This window comes from Achromobacter sp. ISS7, assembly GCF_056523125.1.
The window spans coordinates 5,820,634-5,836,267 of the sequence record NZ_JAWRZD010000001.1 but is presented as its reverse complement, the minus strand read 5'-3'; the positions used below and the strand labels follow the sequence as shown (position 1 = coordinate 5,836,267).

At 70.8% G+C, this 15,634-nt stretch carries 9 protein-coding genes; 3 read left to right on the top strand and 6 right to left on the bottom strand.

The genetic code is table 11. The features are described 5' to 3' along the window. Window positions 1-8: 8 nt before the first annotated feature. Window positions 9-1,421, top strand: coding sequence for a DUF2252 domain-containing protein (locus AC1HFW_RS26405; RefSeq protein ID WP_241069738.1), 1,413 nt, complete (start codon window positions 9-11; stop codon window positions 1,419-1,421). A 13-nt stretch (window positions 1,422-1,434) separates the two neighbouring features. Here AC1HFW_RS26405 and AC1HFW_RS26400 read toward each other — a convergent pair whose 3' ends face one another. Further along, the gene (locus tag AC1HFW_RS26400; protein WP_479285732.1) at window positions 1,435-3,678 is read right to left on the bottom strand and encodes a phosphocholine-specific phospholipase C; all 2,244 of its coding nucleotides are present in this window, start codon (window positions 3,676-3,678) and stop codon (window positions 1,435-1,437) included. Window positions 3,679-4,023: 345 nt separating this feature from the next. After that, window positions 4,024-5,001 carry a GNAT family N-acetyltransferase gene (locus tag AC1HFW_RS26395; protein ID WP_479285730.1) on the bottom strand — a complete coding sequence of 326 codons (978 nt, stop codon included), beginning with the start codon at window positions 4,999-5,001 and terminating at the stop codon, window positions 4,024-4,026. A gap of 72 nt (window positions 5,002-5,073) precedes the next feature. On the opposite strand from AC1HFW_RS26395, the gene AC1HFW_RS26390 reads away from it, so the two are divergent. Then, a complete protein-coding gene (locus AC1HFW_RS26390) occupies window positions 5,074-5,895 on the top strand; it encodes a metallophosphoesterase (RefSeq protein ID WP_479285728.1) in 822 nt (273 codons plus the stop codon). 19 nt (window positions 5,896-5,914) lie between these two features. Here the strand turns inward: AC1HFW_RS26390 and AC1HFW_RS26385 are convergent, their stop codons facing one another. From AC1HFW_RS26385 to nirB, 3 genes are read right to left on the bottom strand one after another with little or no spacing between them, the layout of a single operon-like run. Continuing rightward, entirely contained in the window at window positions 5,915-7,183 is a 1,269-nt protein-coding gene (locus tag AC1HFW_RS26385; RefSeq protein WP_479285726.1) for a nitrate- and nitrite sensing domain-containing protein, read from the bottom strand. Between the two features lie 11 nt (window positions 7,184-7,194). Continuing rightward, window positions 7,195-7,599 (bottom strand): nitrite reductase small subunit NirD, encoded by a 405-nt coding sequence (nirD, locus tag AC1HFW_RS26380; protein ID WP_116523030.1) that lies wholly within the window; start codon window positions 7,597-7,599, stop codon window positions 7,195-7,197. After that, complete coding sequence (nirB, locus tag AC1HFW_RS26375; protein ID WP_479285724.1) at window positions 7,599-10,151, bottom strand: nitrite reductase large subunit NirB; 2,553 nt, start codon at window positions 10,149-10,151, stop codon at window positions 7,599-7,601. The genes nirD and nirB overlap by 1 nt, the downstream gene beginning before the upstream one ends. Before the next feature lie 404 nt (window positions 10,152-10,555). Between nirB and AC1HFW_RS26370 the strand changes: the two genes are divergently transcribed. Further along, window positions 10,556-14,776 carry a molybdopterin-dependent oxidoreductase gene (locus tag AC1HFW_RS26370; protein WP_479285722.1) on the top strand — a complete coding sequence of 1,407 codons (4,221 nt, stop codon included), beginning with the start codon at window positions 10,556-10,558 and terminating at the stop codon, window positions 14,774-14,776. A 67-nt stretch (window positions 14,777-14,843) separates the two neighbouring features. Here the strand turns inward: AC1HFW_RS26370 and AC1HFW_RS26365 are convergent, their stop codons facing one another. Continuing rightward, on the bottom strand, window positions 14,844-15,605 hold the full coding sequence (locus AC1HFW_RS26365) for a hypothetical protein (protein ID WP_479285720.1): 762 nt from the start codon (window positions 15,603-15,605) through the stop codon (window positions 14,844-14,846). Window positions 15,606-15,634 lie beyond the last annotated feature (29 nt).

Here is a 15,634-nt window from a genome sequence, read left to right as displayed (position 1 = left end):
GAACCGCCATGCTCGAAACAGACAGCATTCAAGCGCGCAGGTCCAACGGGCAGAAGGCCCGGGAGCACGTCAAGCGTTCGGCCCACGCCGCCCTCGGCAATGTCGACCGGGATCCGATCCGGTTGCTGCGGATCAACAGCGCCGGGCGGGTGCAGGCCCTGGTCCCGCTGCGCTACGGCCGCATGGCGGCCTCGCCCTTCACCTTCTTTCGCGGCGCCGCCATCCTGCAGGCGCACGACCTGGCCGGCACCCCGCATACCGGTATCTCCATCCCCATCTGCGGCGACGCCCACCTGCTCAACTTCGGCGGCTTCGCCACGCCCGAGCGGCAGTTGCTGTTCGACCTGAACGATTTCGACGAAACCGCCACCGGCCCGTGGGAATGGGACGTCAAGCGGCTGACGGCCAGCCTGGCGGTGGCGGCGGCGCACATGGGCTACGGCCGCGGCGACAGCGCCGACATCGTCATGGCGGCCGCCAGCGAATACCAGTCGCGCATGAACGAGTACGCGCGGAACAGCACGCTCGACGTCTGGTACGAGGGCATCACCTTCGAACGCATGCTGCAGGACGCGGAAACGCCCGAGGGCCGCCGGCTGATCGGCCGCGCCATGGAAAAGGCCGCCGGCCGCACCAACGAGAGCATGCTGCACAAGATGGCGTACCTGGAAGGCGACCGCTGGCGCATCCGCGACGCGCCGCCGGCCATGTTCCACCCCAGCGGCCCGGTGACGCTGCTGGGCAAGGCCGAGCACTGGCCCGACACGCCGACCTGGAAAAAGAAGATGGCCAAGTGCTATGCCGGCTATCTCGACAGCCTGGCGCCGGACCGGCGCGAGCTGCTCAAGCACTTCGCGGTGCAGGACGTGGTCTTCAAGGTGGTGGGCGTGGGCAGCGTGGGCACGGTCTGCCTGGTGATGCTGATGGTCGACAGCTGGGGCAATCCGCTGTTCCTGCAGGTCAAGGAAGCGCGCGAATCCGTCATCGCCCGCTATGCCCGCGACAAGGCGCCCGCGCATGACGGGTATCGCGTGGTGGCGGGCCAGCGGCTGCTGCAGGCGGCCAGCGACATCTTCCTGGGCTGGGCCACCGGGCCGCGCGGCAGGCATTATTACTTCCGCCAGTTGCGCGACATGAAAGTGTCGGCCGACGTCGAGAGCTTCAACCAGAAGATCCTGACCGGCTACGCCCGCATGTGCGGCCGCGCCCTGGCGCGGGCCCATGCCAAGGCCAGCGGGCACTCGGTGGAGCTGGCCGCGTACATGGGACGCGCGGGCCAGTTCCCCGAGGCGCTGCTTGCGTATGCGCAGGGCTACGCGCGGCAGAACGAAAAGGACTACCGCCGCTTCCTCGAGGCCTGCCGCGCGGGCAAGCTGCCGATGCGCACCGACGAGGACATGGCGGCGGACTTCCGCGTCTGACCGCGCCCGGCCGTCAGGCGCCGGCCACGCCCATGGCCGGGTCGCTCACCGTGTGCGCGCCGGTCTCGACGCGGCCGGCGAAGCGGCGGTAGAACGCCGGATCGCTGGAGCAGGTGACGGCGAAGTCATACCACTGGCCGCTGGCGGCCAGCGCCCAGTTGCGGGTGGCCTTGCCGCCGCCCGCCACGTCCAGCGTCAGCGCCGCGTCCTGGCGGTACGCCTGCGGCGCCACCGTGAAGGTGCATGACTTGGCGCCGGTGTTGAGCAGCTCGGCGTAGACCTCGCCATTGGCGATGTCGTAGCAGACCCGGATCTCGGGCAGCGCGCCGCTGTCGGCGATGCGGTTGGTGTCGCCCTTGAAGTGGCGGTGGTAGCCGTTGGGACCGAGCACCCACAGGTCGTACATGCCCAGGTTGTCCTGCAACGCGTTCCAGGTGTCGGACAGGGTCTTGCCGGCCTCGACCGCGTAGCGCCGCGGCAGCCGGTCCAGGTGGTAGCGGTCGTAGACGTGGAATACCGCGCCCTGCGTGCCGGTGTTGGCGAACACCAGCTCCACCGTGCCGGCCGCGGCGCAGCGCGCGCTGGTGTGCAGTTCGTAGGGCAGCGCGCGCGACGGCCGCGTGCCGCTGGCCTGCAGCGGCAGCTGCATGTCGGTGGGCGGCGGCATCTGCGGCAGGGCTTCCTGGGCGGCGCGCAACTGGTCGGCGGCCGCGCGCGTGGCGCGGCCGGCCAGCGTCGGCAGCGCCTCGGTGTTGGGCGTCTTGAAGTTGAAGGCGCTGGTCAGGTCGCCGCAGACGGCGCGGCGGAACGGGCTGATGTTGGGCTCGGCCACGCCGAAACGCGCTTCCAGGAAGCGCAGCACCGAGGTGTGGTCGAACACCTGCGAGTTGACCCAGCCGCCACGGCTCCAGGGCGAGATCACGTACATCGGCACGCGCGGGCCGGGGCCGTAGACGCGGCCGTCCTTGGTCGCCGGCTGGGTGGTGCTGCCGGCGGGCGAGGCATGCGTGAAGTACTCGGGCGTCAGGTCGGCATCGGCCAGCGTGGTCTTGCCGGCCAGGCTGCCGCCGGCATCGCGCGACGGCGCGGACGGCGACGGCACGTGGTCGAAGTAGCCATCGTTCTCGTCGAAGTTCACCAGCAGCACCGTCTTGCTCCAGACCTCGGGCACCGCGGTCAGCGCATCCAGCACTTCCTGCAGGAACCAGGCGCCCTGCACCGGGCTCGACGGGCCGGGGTGTTCGCAGTAGATCGACGGCGCGTTCATCCAGGACACCTGCGGCAGTTTGCCGTCGCGGATGTCGCGCTTGAAGGCGTCCAGGTAGTTCTCGGGCGCGGCGCCCGGCAGCGTGTTGGCCACGCCCTTGTAGAGCGGATTGGCGGCGTTGTCGGTGGCCGGGTCGTAGGCCTTGTACGGCAGCGCCTGCCCCGTGTTGGCGTACGGCACGCCGGGCTCGCCGCCGCTGGACACCGGGAAGCCGGAATTCACGTTGGCCTGGCGGAAGGTGCGGAACGCGCCCAGCATGTTGTCGCCCCATTCGTCGGGCATGTTCTGGTACGAGATCCAGCTGACGCCGGCCTGCTCCAGCCGCTCGGCGTAGGTGGTCCAGGTGTAGCCCTTGTTGACGTTGGCCGGCAGGCCGTCGATCCAGTCCCACTCGTTGTTGACGAAGGCGGTGTTGGTGGGCACGGCGCCGTTGGTGCCGGTCAGGTGGAACGAGCGGTTGGCGTCGGTGCCGGTGTGCATCGAGCAGTGATAGGCATCGCACAGCGTGAATGCATTGGCGAGCGCGAACTGGAACGGCAGCTCGCGCTCCTTGAAGTAGCCCATCGAGATGTCGTTCTTGTGCGTCGGCCATTGCGCCATGCGGCCGCCGTCCCAGGCCTTCTGGCTGTCGTCCCAGCTGTGCGGGGTGCCGGAGGCGCGCTGCGCGTTGTTGGTGGTGCCGTCGATATGGAACGGCGTCAGCACGGCGCCGTTGCCGCGTTGCTGCTGCCAGACCTTGCGGCCGTTGGCCAGCGGAATGGTAAAGCGGTCGCCGAAGCCGCGCACGCCCTTGAGCGTGCCGAAGTAGTGGTCGAACGAGCGGTTCTCCTGCATCAGGATGATGACGTGCTCGACGTCCTTGATGGTGCCGGTGGCGTTGTTGGCGGGAATCGCGAGGGCGCGGCGGATGCTGGGCGGAAAGGCGGCGAGCGCGGCGGCGGCGAAGCCCGCGCCCGTGGCGGTCTGGAGGAAATTGCGGCGGGAGGTCATCAGGTGTGCTCGGGATCGTGGAGGTCGGCGCTACCGCCGCTTACGGGGCGCAACGCAGCTGCGGCGCGGTCGGTTGGGTGACCGGCGGCTGCGCGGGATCATCGGAGGAATCGTCACCGCCACAGGCGGCGAGCGTGGCGGCCGCGAGCAGGACCGCGGCAAGGGTTCTTGCAAGACTCTTGGAGGGCATGGGGAGGTTCTTTGGAAAGAGGAGGACCGACCTTGCCGCGACCAGCCGGCAAGACCCCAGCGAGTCTAGGAATGGGAAGTGACAGCGCCGTGAAAGGTGGCGTGTCGAAGCGGGCCGCGACGCGTGCGCGCGGCCTCAGTGTGTGTCCAGATGCGTCAGCGCGCGCGCCGGCTGAAGCGCTGTTCCACCACCACGCCGCCCCACTGCGTGCCCTCGGCTTCCTCGGTCAGCACGAAGCCTTCGGACTCGTACAGATGACGCGCGGCGTCCAATCCCTTGAAGGTCCACAGATACGTTTCGTCAACATCGAGCGTGTCGACGAAGCGCATCGCGCGCGTCAGCAGCGCGCGGCCGACGCCGAGTCCGCGCAGCGATTCATCGACGATGAACCAGCGCAGATGCGCGGTGCGTTTCCGCGGGTCGCTGTCGATGGCGATGGAGGCCAGGGTGCGGTTGCCGTCGGCATAGCGCCAGAGGTTCTTGCCCGGCGCCGGCAGCGCTTCGGCGAAGGCCGCCAGGCCCGTCGCCACCAGGCGCTCGAACACCACGCCGAAGCCGGCGGCCTGGGCGTAGTAGCGCGCATGCAATGCGGCCACGTCGCCGATACAGCCCGGCGCGTAGCCTTCCTGGATCTGCAGTTCGATCGCGTCGCTGGCCTGGGCGGCGCGCGTGTTCGGATTCTCGCGCGCCAGGGCGTCGGCATACAGCGACAGGTAGCGCACCAGGATTTCCTGGTCGGGCGGCGCCAGTTGCCGCAGGGCGCGCGACACCTGCTCGGTGGCGAACTGGTCGATGCGGTTGCGCAGGTCCAGGCCCGCCGGCGTCAGCGACAGGCGCGAGGCGCGCGCATCGCCGCTGTCGGTCTCGCGCGCCACCAGGCCGGCCGCCTCCAGCTTGGCGACCTGGCGGCTGGTGTTGGACTTGTCCAGCCGCAGCACCAGCGCCAGGTCGCGCGCCTGGATGCCCGGCTGCAGGCCGATCTCGATGATGGCGTGCACCGCCGACGGCGCCAGCTCGCTGCCGGCCAGCGAGGGCCGCATGAAACCGAGTTCGCGCACCAGCTTGCGCGAGAATTCCCGCAGGTCGCGGATGGTCTGTTCGCGGGATCGGGTGGGAAAGTCGATAAGATCCATGATGGCGCGTCCTGAAGTTGCGGGTCGCAACCAATTTACTTGCGAATCGCAACCAACACAAGCCCCCGGCCCATGAAAATTCAATTGCTGTCCGATCTGCACCTGGAATCCGACCCCACTTTCGTCGCGACGCCGACGCCGGGCGCGGACCTGCTGGTGCTGGCCGGCGACATCGGTTCGTACCAGCAGCGCTCGCGGCTGGCCACGGACGACTTCGGCCTGGGCCGCTATGCGCCGCGCCACGGCTGGCCGACGCCAGTGGTCTACGTGCCGGGCAACCACGAATACGACAATCTCGATTTCGACGAGACCCACGACCGCCTGCGGGCGTTGTGCCAGGCGCTGGGAATCCAGTGGCTGGAACGCGAGACGCTGGTGATCGACGGCGTGCGGCTGGTGGGCACCACGCTATGGACCGACTTCGACGCGCTGGCCGCGCCGGGCGATACGCTGACGCAGGCGCTGGCCAAGCGCGGCAAGGCCTTCCGCGCCGCCGACTTCTACCTGGAAAAGGCACAGATGCGGCGCCACGGCGCGCCCTTCATGGCCGAGCAGATGCGCGAGCAGGGCCTGGCCTGTCAGGCCTGGCTGGAGGCGGCGCTGCGCGCGCCGTTCGACGGTCCCACGGTCGCCATCACCCACTTCGCGCCGAGCCTGGCCAGCGCCGATCCGCGCTACGGCGTGACGCCCGGCACCGCCGGCTTCTGCAACGCGCTGGACCACCTGCTGCCGCTGGCCGACCTGTGGCTGCACGGCCACCTGCACTGCCCGCTGGACTACCTGAAGGACGGCTGCCGCGTGGTCGCCAATCCGCTGGGCTACGCCAAAAAGGGCGAGCAGGAGGGCTACCTGCCCGACGCGCTGTGGCAGGTGCCCGGCAAGCAGGACAGGTAGACCGGCCTCGCGGCGGCGTTCAGCGGGCCGCGGTATCGAGTTCGGCCAGCACCTGCCGGGCGACCTCGTCGAGCGAGCGGCGGCCGTCCATCGCGACACGCTGCAACTGATCGTGCGCGGCCTGTTCGCTCAGGCCATGGCGGCTGACCAGCAGCCACTTGGCGCGTTCGACCCGCCGCCGTTCCTCCAGCGCGCCGCGCGCCAGCGCCAGCGCGTCGTCCGACTGCCGCAGGCGCTGCGCCTGATCGCGCATCAGGTCGAGGATGGAACGCTCCATGGCCTCGCCCACACCGTCCTGCGGCGGCACATCGAGAATGCGGCCCTGCAGCTGGAACAGCATCGCCGGCGCGTCGTCGCTGGCGTGATCGGCGAAACGGCTCAGCAGCAGCCGGTGGTTGTCGAGCTCGGCGCGGGTCTCGACGATGCGGCGATGGCATTGCAGCGTCAGGGCCTCGGCCAGCAGGCTTTCGACCGCGCGCATGGCGTCGATGCGCTCGGTGCAAAGGCCGAACCACAGCTCGGCCAGGCCGGCGTCGACGCGTTCGGCCTCGGAGGTCCGCAGCGCCATGTCGCGCAATCGCAGCACCGGGCCGGCGCCCTGCTCCAGCCGTTCCCATGCGGCCAGCGCGTCCGCGCCGGCGTATTGCGCGAAGCTGTCGAAGCAGCGCTTCTGCAGGTCCGCCAGCTCCAGCACGCGGGCCTTCTGCGATTCGGTGAAGTAGCCGGCGGTGTAGCCCATGACGCCATAGGCGCGTTCCTGGCCGCACAGCTCCTTGCCCTGCATGAAATTCAGCAGCGCCACCAGCAGCCGCGTGACGCCCGCGTCCAGCGACGAGTCGGCGGCTTCGAACACCAGCGCGAACAGGCTGGCGATGAGCCGCGTGAAGACCGCGCCGGCCTCTTCCGCCGCCACGCGGCGATCGCGGATGGCGCGGCGCGTGCGCGGCAGTTCGTCCAGGCGGTACAGCGCGTACGCGATGCAGTTGAGCAGCCGCGCCTTGCCGGCGCTGCGGGTGGCATCCGGCTCCAGGCGGTCAAGGAAACGGCGCACTTCCTCCTCGACCGCGCAGGCGTCCGAACTGAGGCCCGCCAGCGTCTGGCGCAACGCGTCCTGGCCGCCGCACAGGTACAGGTTGGACGAGCCGCGCTCCTTCTGCAGCACGTGCACCAGCTTGCTGACCAGGGTAGCCAGTTCACAGGTGCTGGCCAACGCCTCGAGCCCGTGCAGCTCGCTGCGGCGGGCCGCCAGGAGAAAGCGCAGGGTCGAGGGCATGGCGTGCCGTGGCATGGCGGGCGTCCTCAAGCCGTCGCGGGCGGTTGGACTTCGACCGCGTCGCCGTTGAAACGCACGGGCCACGCCCGCAGCGATTGTTCGGGGTATTCGACACAGGCACCGTCGCGCAGCCGGAAGTGCTGCTTGTACAGCGGCGAGGCCACCACCAGTTCGCCGGCCAGGTGGCCGACGATGCCGCGGCCGATGACATTGGCGCCCGATTTCGGATCGCGGTTGTCGATGGCGTAGAGCGTTTCGCCGGCAACGGCGGGCAGATAGAACAGCGCCACCTGGCGGCCATCGACCAGCGCCACCACGCCGGAATCGGCGACCAGGTCGCGGCGGGTGCAAACGGGGCGCCACGACGCGGCGCCGGGCACGGCGTCGAGCGGGGGGTCCTGGCGCAGGGCGATCACGACATTCGAGCGCATCAGGCAAGCTCCTCGGCGATGGGAATCACGCGCGCGGCCGGCGCGGGGCGCGGCTGGCCGCGCTCCTGCACGAAGCGGACGTCCGGATCCGCCGCGGCGCTGTTGACGAAGGTGCGGAAACGCTTGAGCTTTTCCGGGTCGGACAGGGCATTGGCCCATTCGCATTCATAGCGGTCTACCACCAGCTGCATCTGCGCCTCCAGTTCGGCGCCCAGCCCCAGGCTGTCGTCGATGACCACGGCCTTCAGGTAGTCCAGCCCGCCTTCCAGCGACTCGCGCCAGACGGAGGTGCGTTGCAGCTTGTCGGCGGTGCGGATGTAGAACATCAGCAGGCGGTCGATATGGCGGATCAGGGTGGCGTCGTCCAGGTCCTGCGCGAACAGTTCGGCGTGGCGCGGCCGCATGCCGCCGTTGCCGCACACGTACAGGTTCCAGCCGTTCTCGGTGGCGATGACGCCGATGTCCTTGCTCTGCGCCTCGGCGCATTCGCGGGTGCAGCCCGAGACCGCGAACTTGAGCTTGTGCGGCGCGCGCAGGCCCTTGTAGCGGTCTTCGATGCGCAGCGCCATGGCGACACTGTCCTGCACGCCGTAGCGGCACCAGGTGCTGCCGACGCAGGACTTCACGGTGCGGGTGGACTTGCCGTAGGCGTGGCCGGTCTCGAAGCCGGCGGCGATCAGTTCGGCCCAGATGTCGGGCAGCTCATGCAGCTGCGCGCCGAACAGGTCGATGCGCTGGCCGCCGGTGATCTTGGTGTAGAGCCTGTATTTTTTCGCCACGGCGCCGATCGCGATCAGGCCGTCGGGCGTGACCTCGCCGCCCGGGATGCGCGGCACCACCGAATAGGTGCCGTTCTTCTGCATGTTGGCCATGAAGGTGTCGTTGGTGTCCTGCAGCGGCACCAGGTTCGGGTCCTGGATCGGGCGGTTCCAGCACGAGGCCAGGATCGAGGCCACCACCGGTTTGCACAGGTCGCAGCCGATGTGGCCGCGGCCGTGGCGCGCCAGCAGTTCCTCGAACGATTCGATGCCCTGCACCCGTACGATGGCGTAAAGCTCCTGGCGGGTGTATGCGAAATGCTCGCACAGGCTCTTGTCCACCGCGACGCCGCGGCTCGCCAGTTCGTGTTCGACCACCTGCTTGAGCAGGGCCGCGCAGCCGCCGCAGCCGGTGGCCGCCTTGGTGCAGGCCTTGACGCCGCCGACATCGGTGCAGCCGCCGTCGAGCGCGTCGCAGATGGCGGCCTTGCTGACGTTGTGGCACGAACAGATGGTGGCGGTGGCCGGCAACGCGGCCGCGCCCAGCGCGGGCGCGGCCTGGCCGGCCGGCAGGATCAGGCTGGCCGGGTCGGCCGGCGGCGCGATGCCGTTCTGCGCGTATTGCAGCAGCGTGTCGTAGTAGCTGTTGTCGCCCACCAGCACCGCGCCCAGCACGCGCGTGCCGTCGGCCGACACCACCAGGCGGCGGTACGAGGCGCCGGCCTCGTCGATGTAGCGGTAGCTGCGCGCGCCCGGCGTGGCGCCGTGGGCATCGCCGATCGAACCGACGTCCACGCCCAGCAGCTTGAGCTTGGTCGACATGTCGGCGCCCGCGAACGGCGCGCCGGCCTCGCCACAGAGGTCGGCGGCGGCCACGCGCGCCATCTGGTAGCCGGGCGCGACCAGGCCGAAGATGGCGCCGTCGAACGCGGCGCATTCGCCGATCGCGTAGATCGACGCGTCGCTGCTGCGGCAATGGCCGTCGACGGCAACGCCGCCGCGCTCGGCCACCGTCAATCCCGCCTGGCGCGCCAGGCCGTCGCGCGGACGGATGCCGGCCGAGAACACGATCAGGTCGGTCTCCAGCGGCGCGCCTTCGGCGAAGCGCATGCGGTAGCGGTACTGCGTGCCGTCCTTGATCTCCTGCGTGGCGCGCGACAGGTGCACGCCCACGCCCAGCGTCTCGATGCGCGCCTTGAGCGCCGCGCCGCCGGCTTCGTCCAGCTGCACCGGCATCAGGCGCGACGCGAACTCGACCACGTGCGCTTCCAGCCCCAGCGACTTGAGCGCGTTGGCGGCCTCCAGGCCCAGCAGGCCGCCGCCCACCACCACGCCGCGCCGGGCGCCGTCGGCCGCCGCGCGGATCTGGTCCAGGTCATCCAGCGTGCGGTACACCAGGCGCGAAGCCCCCTCGGCGCCGGCGATCGGCGGCACGAAGGGATAGGAGCCGGTGGCCAGCACCAGCTTGTCGTAGCCGTGGCTGCCGTCGGCCGTCACCACCTGCCGCGCGTGGCGGTCGATGCGCAGCACCGGCGTGCCCAGCCGCAGCGACAGGCCCGGCCGTTCGTAGAACGCGGCGTCGCTCATGGCCATCGACTCGGCATCGCGCCCGCCGATGTATTCCGACAGGTGCACGCGATCGTAGGCGCGCCGGCCCTCTTCGCCGAACACCAGGATGCGGTAACGCGCCAGCGCGCCGCGCTCGATCAGTTGCTCGACGCAGTGATGGCCGACCATGCCATTGCCGATGACGATCAGGGTCTGCATGGAAGTCGTGGAGGTCGCTGTGCTCATGGGTCTATCCAGGCTGGGCCGTTCGGTTTTCAAAAGACAAACGGCGCCCGGGACTGTTGGGTCCGGGCGCCGTTGCCTGCAAAGCTTGCGTTGTCTGGCCGGACACGGGCCCGGTATGGCAATCAAAGCAATAAGCGTGCCATCGCGGCAACGCCCGAGCGGCGGCCCGCCGCCTCCTGCGCCACGCACCCAAACGGGTCGGCGGCGCACCAATCCGGTGCCATCGCGCACCACCGCGCGCGCCCCGCGCCCTCAGGGTCCCCGCCATGCCGGTGACGCGCGACTGGCATGGAACTTGCATCGACAGGGCATCGACCCGGCCACGCCGGGAACCAGGGCAATGGCGCCCTGCCCGCCCGGCCGCTGGCCGCGCAGGCAGGGCGCTTTCTTTTTTGGAGCCGAGCATGAGCGGCAACCCGCGCACCGTGGACACCGTCTGCCCCTACTGTGGCGTGGGCTGCGGCATGACCCTGCACGTGGACCGGGAGCAGGTAGTGAAGATCACCGGCAACCGCGAGCACCCCAGCAACTTCGGCCGCCTCTGCACCAAGGGCTCGTCGGCCCACATCGCCCTGCGCCAGTCGGGCCGGCTGGAACACGCCTACGTGCGCGCCCGGCGCGGGCAGGACCTGGCGCCGCGACCGATGGCCGAGACGCTGCGCGACACCGCCGGGCGCCTGCGCGCCATCATCGACGCGCACGGGCCGGACGCCGTGTCGCTGTACGTGTCGGGACAGATGTCGATCGAGGCCCAGTACCTGGCCAACAAGCTGGCCAAGGGCTTCATCGGCACCAACAACATCGAATCGAATTCGCGCCTGTGCATGGCCAGCGCCGGCAGCGGCTACAAGCTGTCGCTGGGCGCCGACGGGCCGCCCGGCTCGTACCAGGACATCGACCGCGCCGACCTGTTCCTGGTGATCGGCGCCAACATGGCCGACTGCCACCCGATCCTGTACCTGCGCATGATGGAGCGGGTCAAGGCCGGCGCACGCCTGATCGTGGTCGACCCGCGCCGCACCACCACCGCCGAGAAGGCGCACCTGCACCTGGCGATCCGGCCCGGCACCGACCTGGCGCTGCTCAACGGGCTGCTGCATCTGCTGCACCAGGCCGGCAAGACCGACGCGGCCTTCATCGCCGCGCACACCGACGGCTGGGAGGCGATGCCGGACCTGCTGCGCGACTACGCCCCCGAACGGGTCGAGGCGCTGACCGGCATTCCCGCCGCGCAACTGCGCCAGGCCGCCGACTGGATCGGCGCGGCGCCCGAATGGATGAGCTGCTGGACCATGGGGCTGAACCAGAGCACCCACGGCACCTGGAACACCAACGCGCTGTGCAACCTGCATCTGGCCACCGGCCGCATCTGCCGGCCGGGCAGCGGGCCGTTCTCGCTGACCGGCCAGCCCAACGCCATGGGCGGGCGCGAGATGGGCTACATGGGCCCCGGCCTGCCGGGCCAGCGCAGCGTGCTGTCGGCCGCGGACCGCGCCTTCGTCGAAGCGCGCTGGGGCGTGCCGGCCGGCACGCTGCACACGCGGCTGGGGCAAGGCACCATCGACCTGTTCCAGCGCATGGCCACGGGCGAGGTCAAGGCCTGCTGGATCATCTGCACCAACCCGGTGGCCAGCGTGGCCAACCGCGCCAACGTGGTGGCCGGGCTGAAGGCCGCGGAACTGGTGATCGCGCAGGACGCCTACCTGGACACCGAGACCAACCGCTACGCCGACATCCTGCTGCCCGGCGCGTTGTGGGCAGAGGCCGAGGGCGTGATGATCAATTCCGAACGCACCCTGACGCTGATGCCGCGGGCCGTGCCGCCGCCGGGCGACGCGCTGCCCGACTGGCGCATCATCGCCGGCGTGGCCTGCGAGATGGGCTACGGCCACGCGTTCCAGTACGCCAGCGCGTCCGAGGTGTTCGAGGAAATCACCGGCTTCTCCAACCCCGCCACCGGCTACGATCTGCGCGGCGCCAGCCATGCGCGGCTGCGCGAGACGCCGCTGCAATGGCCCTGCGCCAGCGCCGACGGCCCGGACCGCAACCCGATCCGCTATCTCAACGACGGCATCAGCCAGCCGCTGCGCGAGGGGGACGAAGGCGCGCGGCCACGCCTGGTGTTCGCCACCGCCAACGGCCGCGCGCAGTTCCACGCGCGGCCGCACGTCGATCCGGCCGAGCTGCCCGACGCCGACTATCCCATGGTGTTGAACACCGGACGGCTGCAGCACCAATGGCACACGCTGACCAAGACCGGCAAGGTGCCGATGCTGAACAAGCTCAACCCCGCGCCTTTCGTGGAGATCCATCCCGACGACGCGGCGACGCTCGGCATCGCCGCCGGCGACGGCGTCGAGATCCGTTCGCGCCGCGGCCGCGCGCTGCTGCCCGCCGTCGTCACCGACCGGGTGCGGCCGGGCAACTGCTTCGCCCCGATGCACTGGAACGACGTGTATGGCGAGGACCTGTGCATCAACGCCGTCACCAGCGACGCCATCGACCCGATATCGCAGCAGCCCGAGCTGAAGTTCTGCGCGGTGGCGCTGTGCCGCGTGGCGGCGCCTGCCGGCGGGACGGCGAACGGCGAGGCGCCGGCCGCATTGGCCATGGCCGAGATGGCGGCCGGCGGCGCCGCTCCCGCCGAGGCCATGGCCGCGCTGCTCGGCCTGACGGGCGCCGCCGCCGCCCCCGCGCTGGATGCGCGCCAGCGCCACTACCTGTCGGGCTTTCTCAACGGCCTGCGGCAGGCCGGCGGCGCGCCCGGCGTGCCGGAGCTGCCCGTCCACGCGCCGTTCGACGAAGCCACCCGCCTGTGGCTCAACGGCCTGCTGCACGGCCTGTACAGCCGCGCGCCGCTGCCGTTGGCGGTCACGCCCGGCGCGGACGCGGGCGAAGCCAGCGTCCGCATCATCGGCCCGCGCCCGCGCGTCACCCTGCTGTGGGCCTCGCAAACCGGCAATGCCGAATCGCTGGTGGAACGCAGCGCCACCGCGCTGGCCGCGGCCGGCTTCGAATTGCGCACCGCCTGCATGGCGGACTGCGCGTTGGACGCCCTGGCCCGCAGCCAATACCTGCTGCTGATCACCAGCACCTTCGGCGACGGCGATGCGCCGGACAACGGCCAGGACCTGTGGCGGGCGCTGTCGGCCGCCGCTGCGCCGCGGCTGGCGTCATTGCGCTACGCGGTGCTGGCGCTGGGCGACAGCAACTATGACGCCTTCTGCGGCCACGGCCGCCGGCTCGACCAACGGTTGGCGCAGCTGGGCGCGCAGCCCTTGCTGGCGCGGGTCGATTGCGACACGGACTACGAGGCGCCGGCCGACGCCTGGCTGGAAAGCGCGATCGCCAGTATCCGTGCGGCCGACGCCGAACAGCATGGCCATCCGCCCGGCGGCCTGATGCCCGACGACATCGCCGTGGCGCTGGCCGCCGAGGCCCCGCCCGCCGTGGCGGTCCGCGTCGCAGCGCCCGAGCCGGCCGCCCCGCCGGCCGGTGCGCGCCCCGCCCCGCCCTCACGGACGCGTCCGGCCCCCGCGCGCCTGATCGGCAACCAGCGGCTGAATGCCGGCGGCGAAAAGGACACGCGCGCGCTGGCGCTGAACATCGCAGACACAGGGCTGGACTACGAGGCCGGCGACGCCCTGGGCGTATGGCCGGTGAATTGTCCCGAGCTGGTGGAGGAACTGCTGGCGCAGGCCGGCTTGTCGGGCGACGCCGTGGCCAGCGTGCCGGGCGTGGGCGACATGCCGCTGGCACGGGCGCTGTCCACGCATTACGAAATCGCGCGCCCCGCGCCGGCCACGCTGGCGCTGATCGCGGAACACGCGCGCGACCCCGGCCTGCGGCAGTTGCTGGCCGAGGAGCGCCGCGCCGACCTGCGGCAATGGCTGTGGGGCAAGCAACTGGCCGACGTGCTGCACGCGTTCCCGGCGGCGCTGCCGGCGCAGGCGTGGCTGGGCGCGCTCAAGCGCCTGCAACCGCGCCTGTACTCCATCGCCTCCAGCCCCAAGGCGCATCCCGGCGAGGTCCACCTGACGGTGTCAGCCGTGCGCTACGACAATGGCCGGCGGCGGCGCAAGGGCGTCTCATCGACCTTCCTGGCCGACCGCGCGGGCGACGTCGAGGTGCCGGTCTTCGTGCAGGAAGCCAGCCACTTCCGGCCGCCCCGGCAAGGCGACACGCCGATGATCATGGTCGGCCCCGGCACCGGCGTGGCGCCGTTCCGCGCCTTCCTGCAGGAACGGCGGGCGCGCGGCGACTGTGGCCGCAACTGGCTGTTCTTCGGCGAGCGGCACGCGGCCAGCGATTTCTACTACCGCGACGAACTGCAGGCGCTGCGCGACGACGGCCTGCTGACGCGGCTGGACCTGGCGTTCTCGCGCGACCAGGCCGCCAAGGTCTATGTGCAGGACCGCATGCGCGAACACGGCGCGCAATTGTGGGCGTGGCTGCAGGAGGGCGCGCACTTTTATGTGTGCGGCGATGCCGCCCGCATGGCCAAGGATGTGGACGCGATGCTCAGGCAGGTGGTGGCCGAACACGGCGGCCTGGATGCCGACGCGGCGGCGGCCTATGTGGCGCGCATGACGGCGGACAAGCGCTATGTGCGCGATGTGTATTGAGAACGCGGCCGCAAGCGCGAGATGACCGGCGGTTGACGACGGCCGGGGCGCGACAGGCCGCTACGGCCTAGCGCGCGCTGCCGTGGGGATCGTGCGGATCGTCTCCCGCCAGGCCCGAACCCAGGCCCATCCCCATGCCCATGCCCGCCGCGGCGCCGCCGCCGGCGCCACCCGCTGCGCCGCCCTTGCCGCCGCCACCCGCCTCGCCCCGGGCGTTGCCCGCGCCTTTCGCGCCGCCGGCCGCGGGCCGGGTCGGGCCCTGGCGCGGAATCGCCAGGCCGGCCGGCACCGGCTCCAGGTTCAGCACGCGGCGGATGAAATCGCGCAGCGACACCACCAGCTCGGCGGTCTCGATGCGGCGTCCGGCCACCAGGTCGGAGGCCGCCTTGGCCGCCAACCGCACCTGGTCCTCGGTGCCCAGCAGGATGATGTCGGACAGCGCCGCCTCGACGGCGTCGCGCACCCGCCGCCGACGTTCGCCGCCGGGGCCTTCCAGCGACGTCGGACGCAGCGGGTCGGCCGCATCGAGATCGGCTTCGTCAAGCGCGTCGGGGTCGCCGGCGGCGGCCGCTTGCGGCACGCCGCGACGCAGGTCGCGCAGGTGGCTGGGGTCCACCACCAGGTTGCCGGTGAAGGACCCGCCCAGCGTCTTGTAGGCCGCGATCAAGGTGCGCAGGCGCTCGTTGATCTGGCGGTTCTCGCGTTCGCGCCGCTGCTGGATGGTCTGCATCACCAGCAGGCGGATCCCCACCCCGATCAGGGTGATGACCGCCAGGCCCAGCAGGGTCGAAAGCACGGTTTGCCAGGAGCTGAAGTCGAGATTTCGCATGGATGTCCTCGTGGCTCCCGGCGGGCGGG

Coding starts and splice junctions, on each gene's coding strand:
- AC1HFW_RS26405 (WP_241069738.1), top strand. CDS start 9: ATGCTCGAAACAGACAGCATTCAAGCGCGCAGGTCCAACGGGCAGAAG.
- AC1HFW_RS26400 (WP_479285732.1), bottom strand. CDS start 3,678: ATGACCTCCCGCCGCAATTTCCTCCAGACCGCCACGGGCGCGGGCTTC.
- AC1HFW_RS26395 (WP_479285730.1), bottom strand. CDS start 5,001: ATGGATCTTATCGACTTTCCCACCCGATCCCGCGAACAGACCATCCGC.
- AC1HFW_RS26390 (WP_479285728.1), top strand. CDS start 5,074: ATGAAAATTCAATTGCTGTCCGATCTGCACCTGGAATCCGACCCCACT.
- AC1HFW_RS26385 (WP_479285726.1), bottom strand. CDS start 7,183: ATGCCACGGCACGCCATGCCCTCGACCCTGCGCTTTCTCCTGGCGGCC.
- nirD (WP_116523030.1), bottom strand. CDS start 7,599: ATGCGCTCGAATGTCGTGATCGCCCTGCGCCAGGACCCCCCGCTCGAC.
- nirB (WP_479285724.1), bottom strand. CDS start 10,151: ATGAGCACAGCGACCTCCACGACTTCCATGCAGACCCTGATCGTCATC.
- AC1HFW_RS26370 (WP_479285722.1), top strand. CDS start 10,556: ATGAGCGGCAACCCGCGCACCGTGGACACCGTCTGCCCCTACTGTGGC.
- AC1HFW_RS26365 (WP_479285720.1), bottom strand. CDS start 15,605: ATGCGAAATCTCGACTTCAGCTCCTGGCAAACCGTGCTTTCGACCCTG.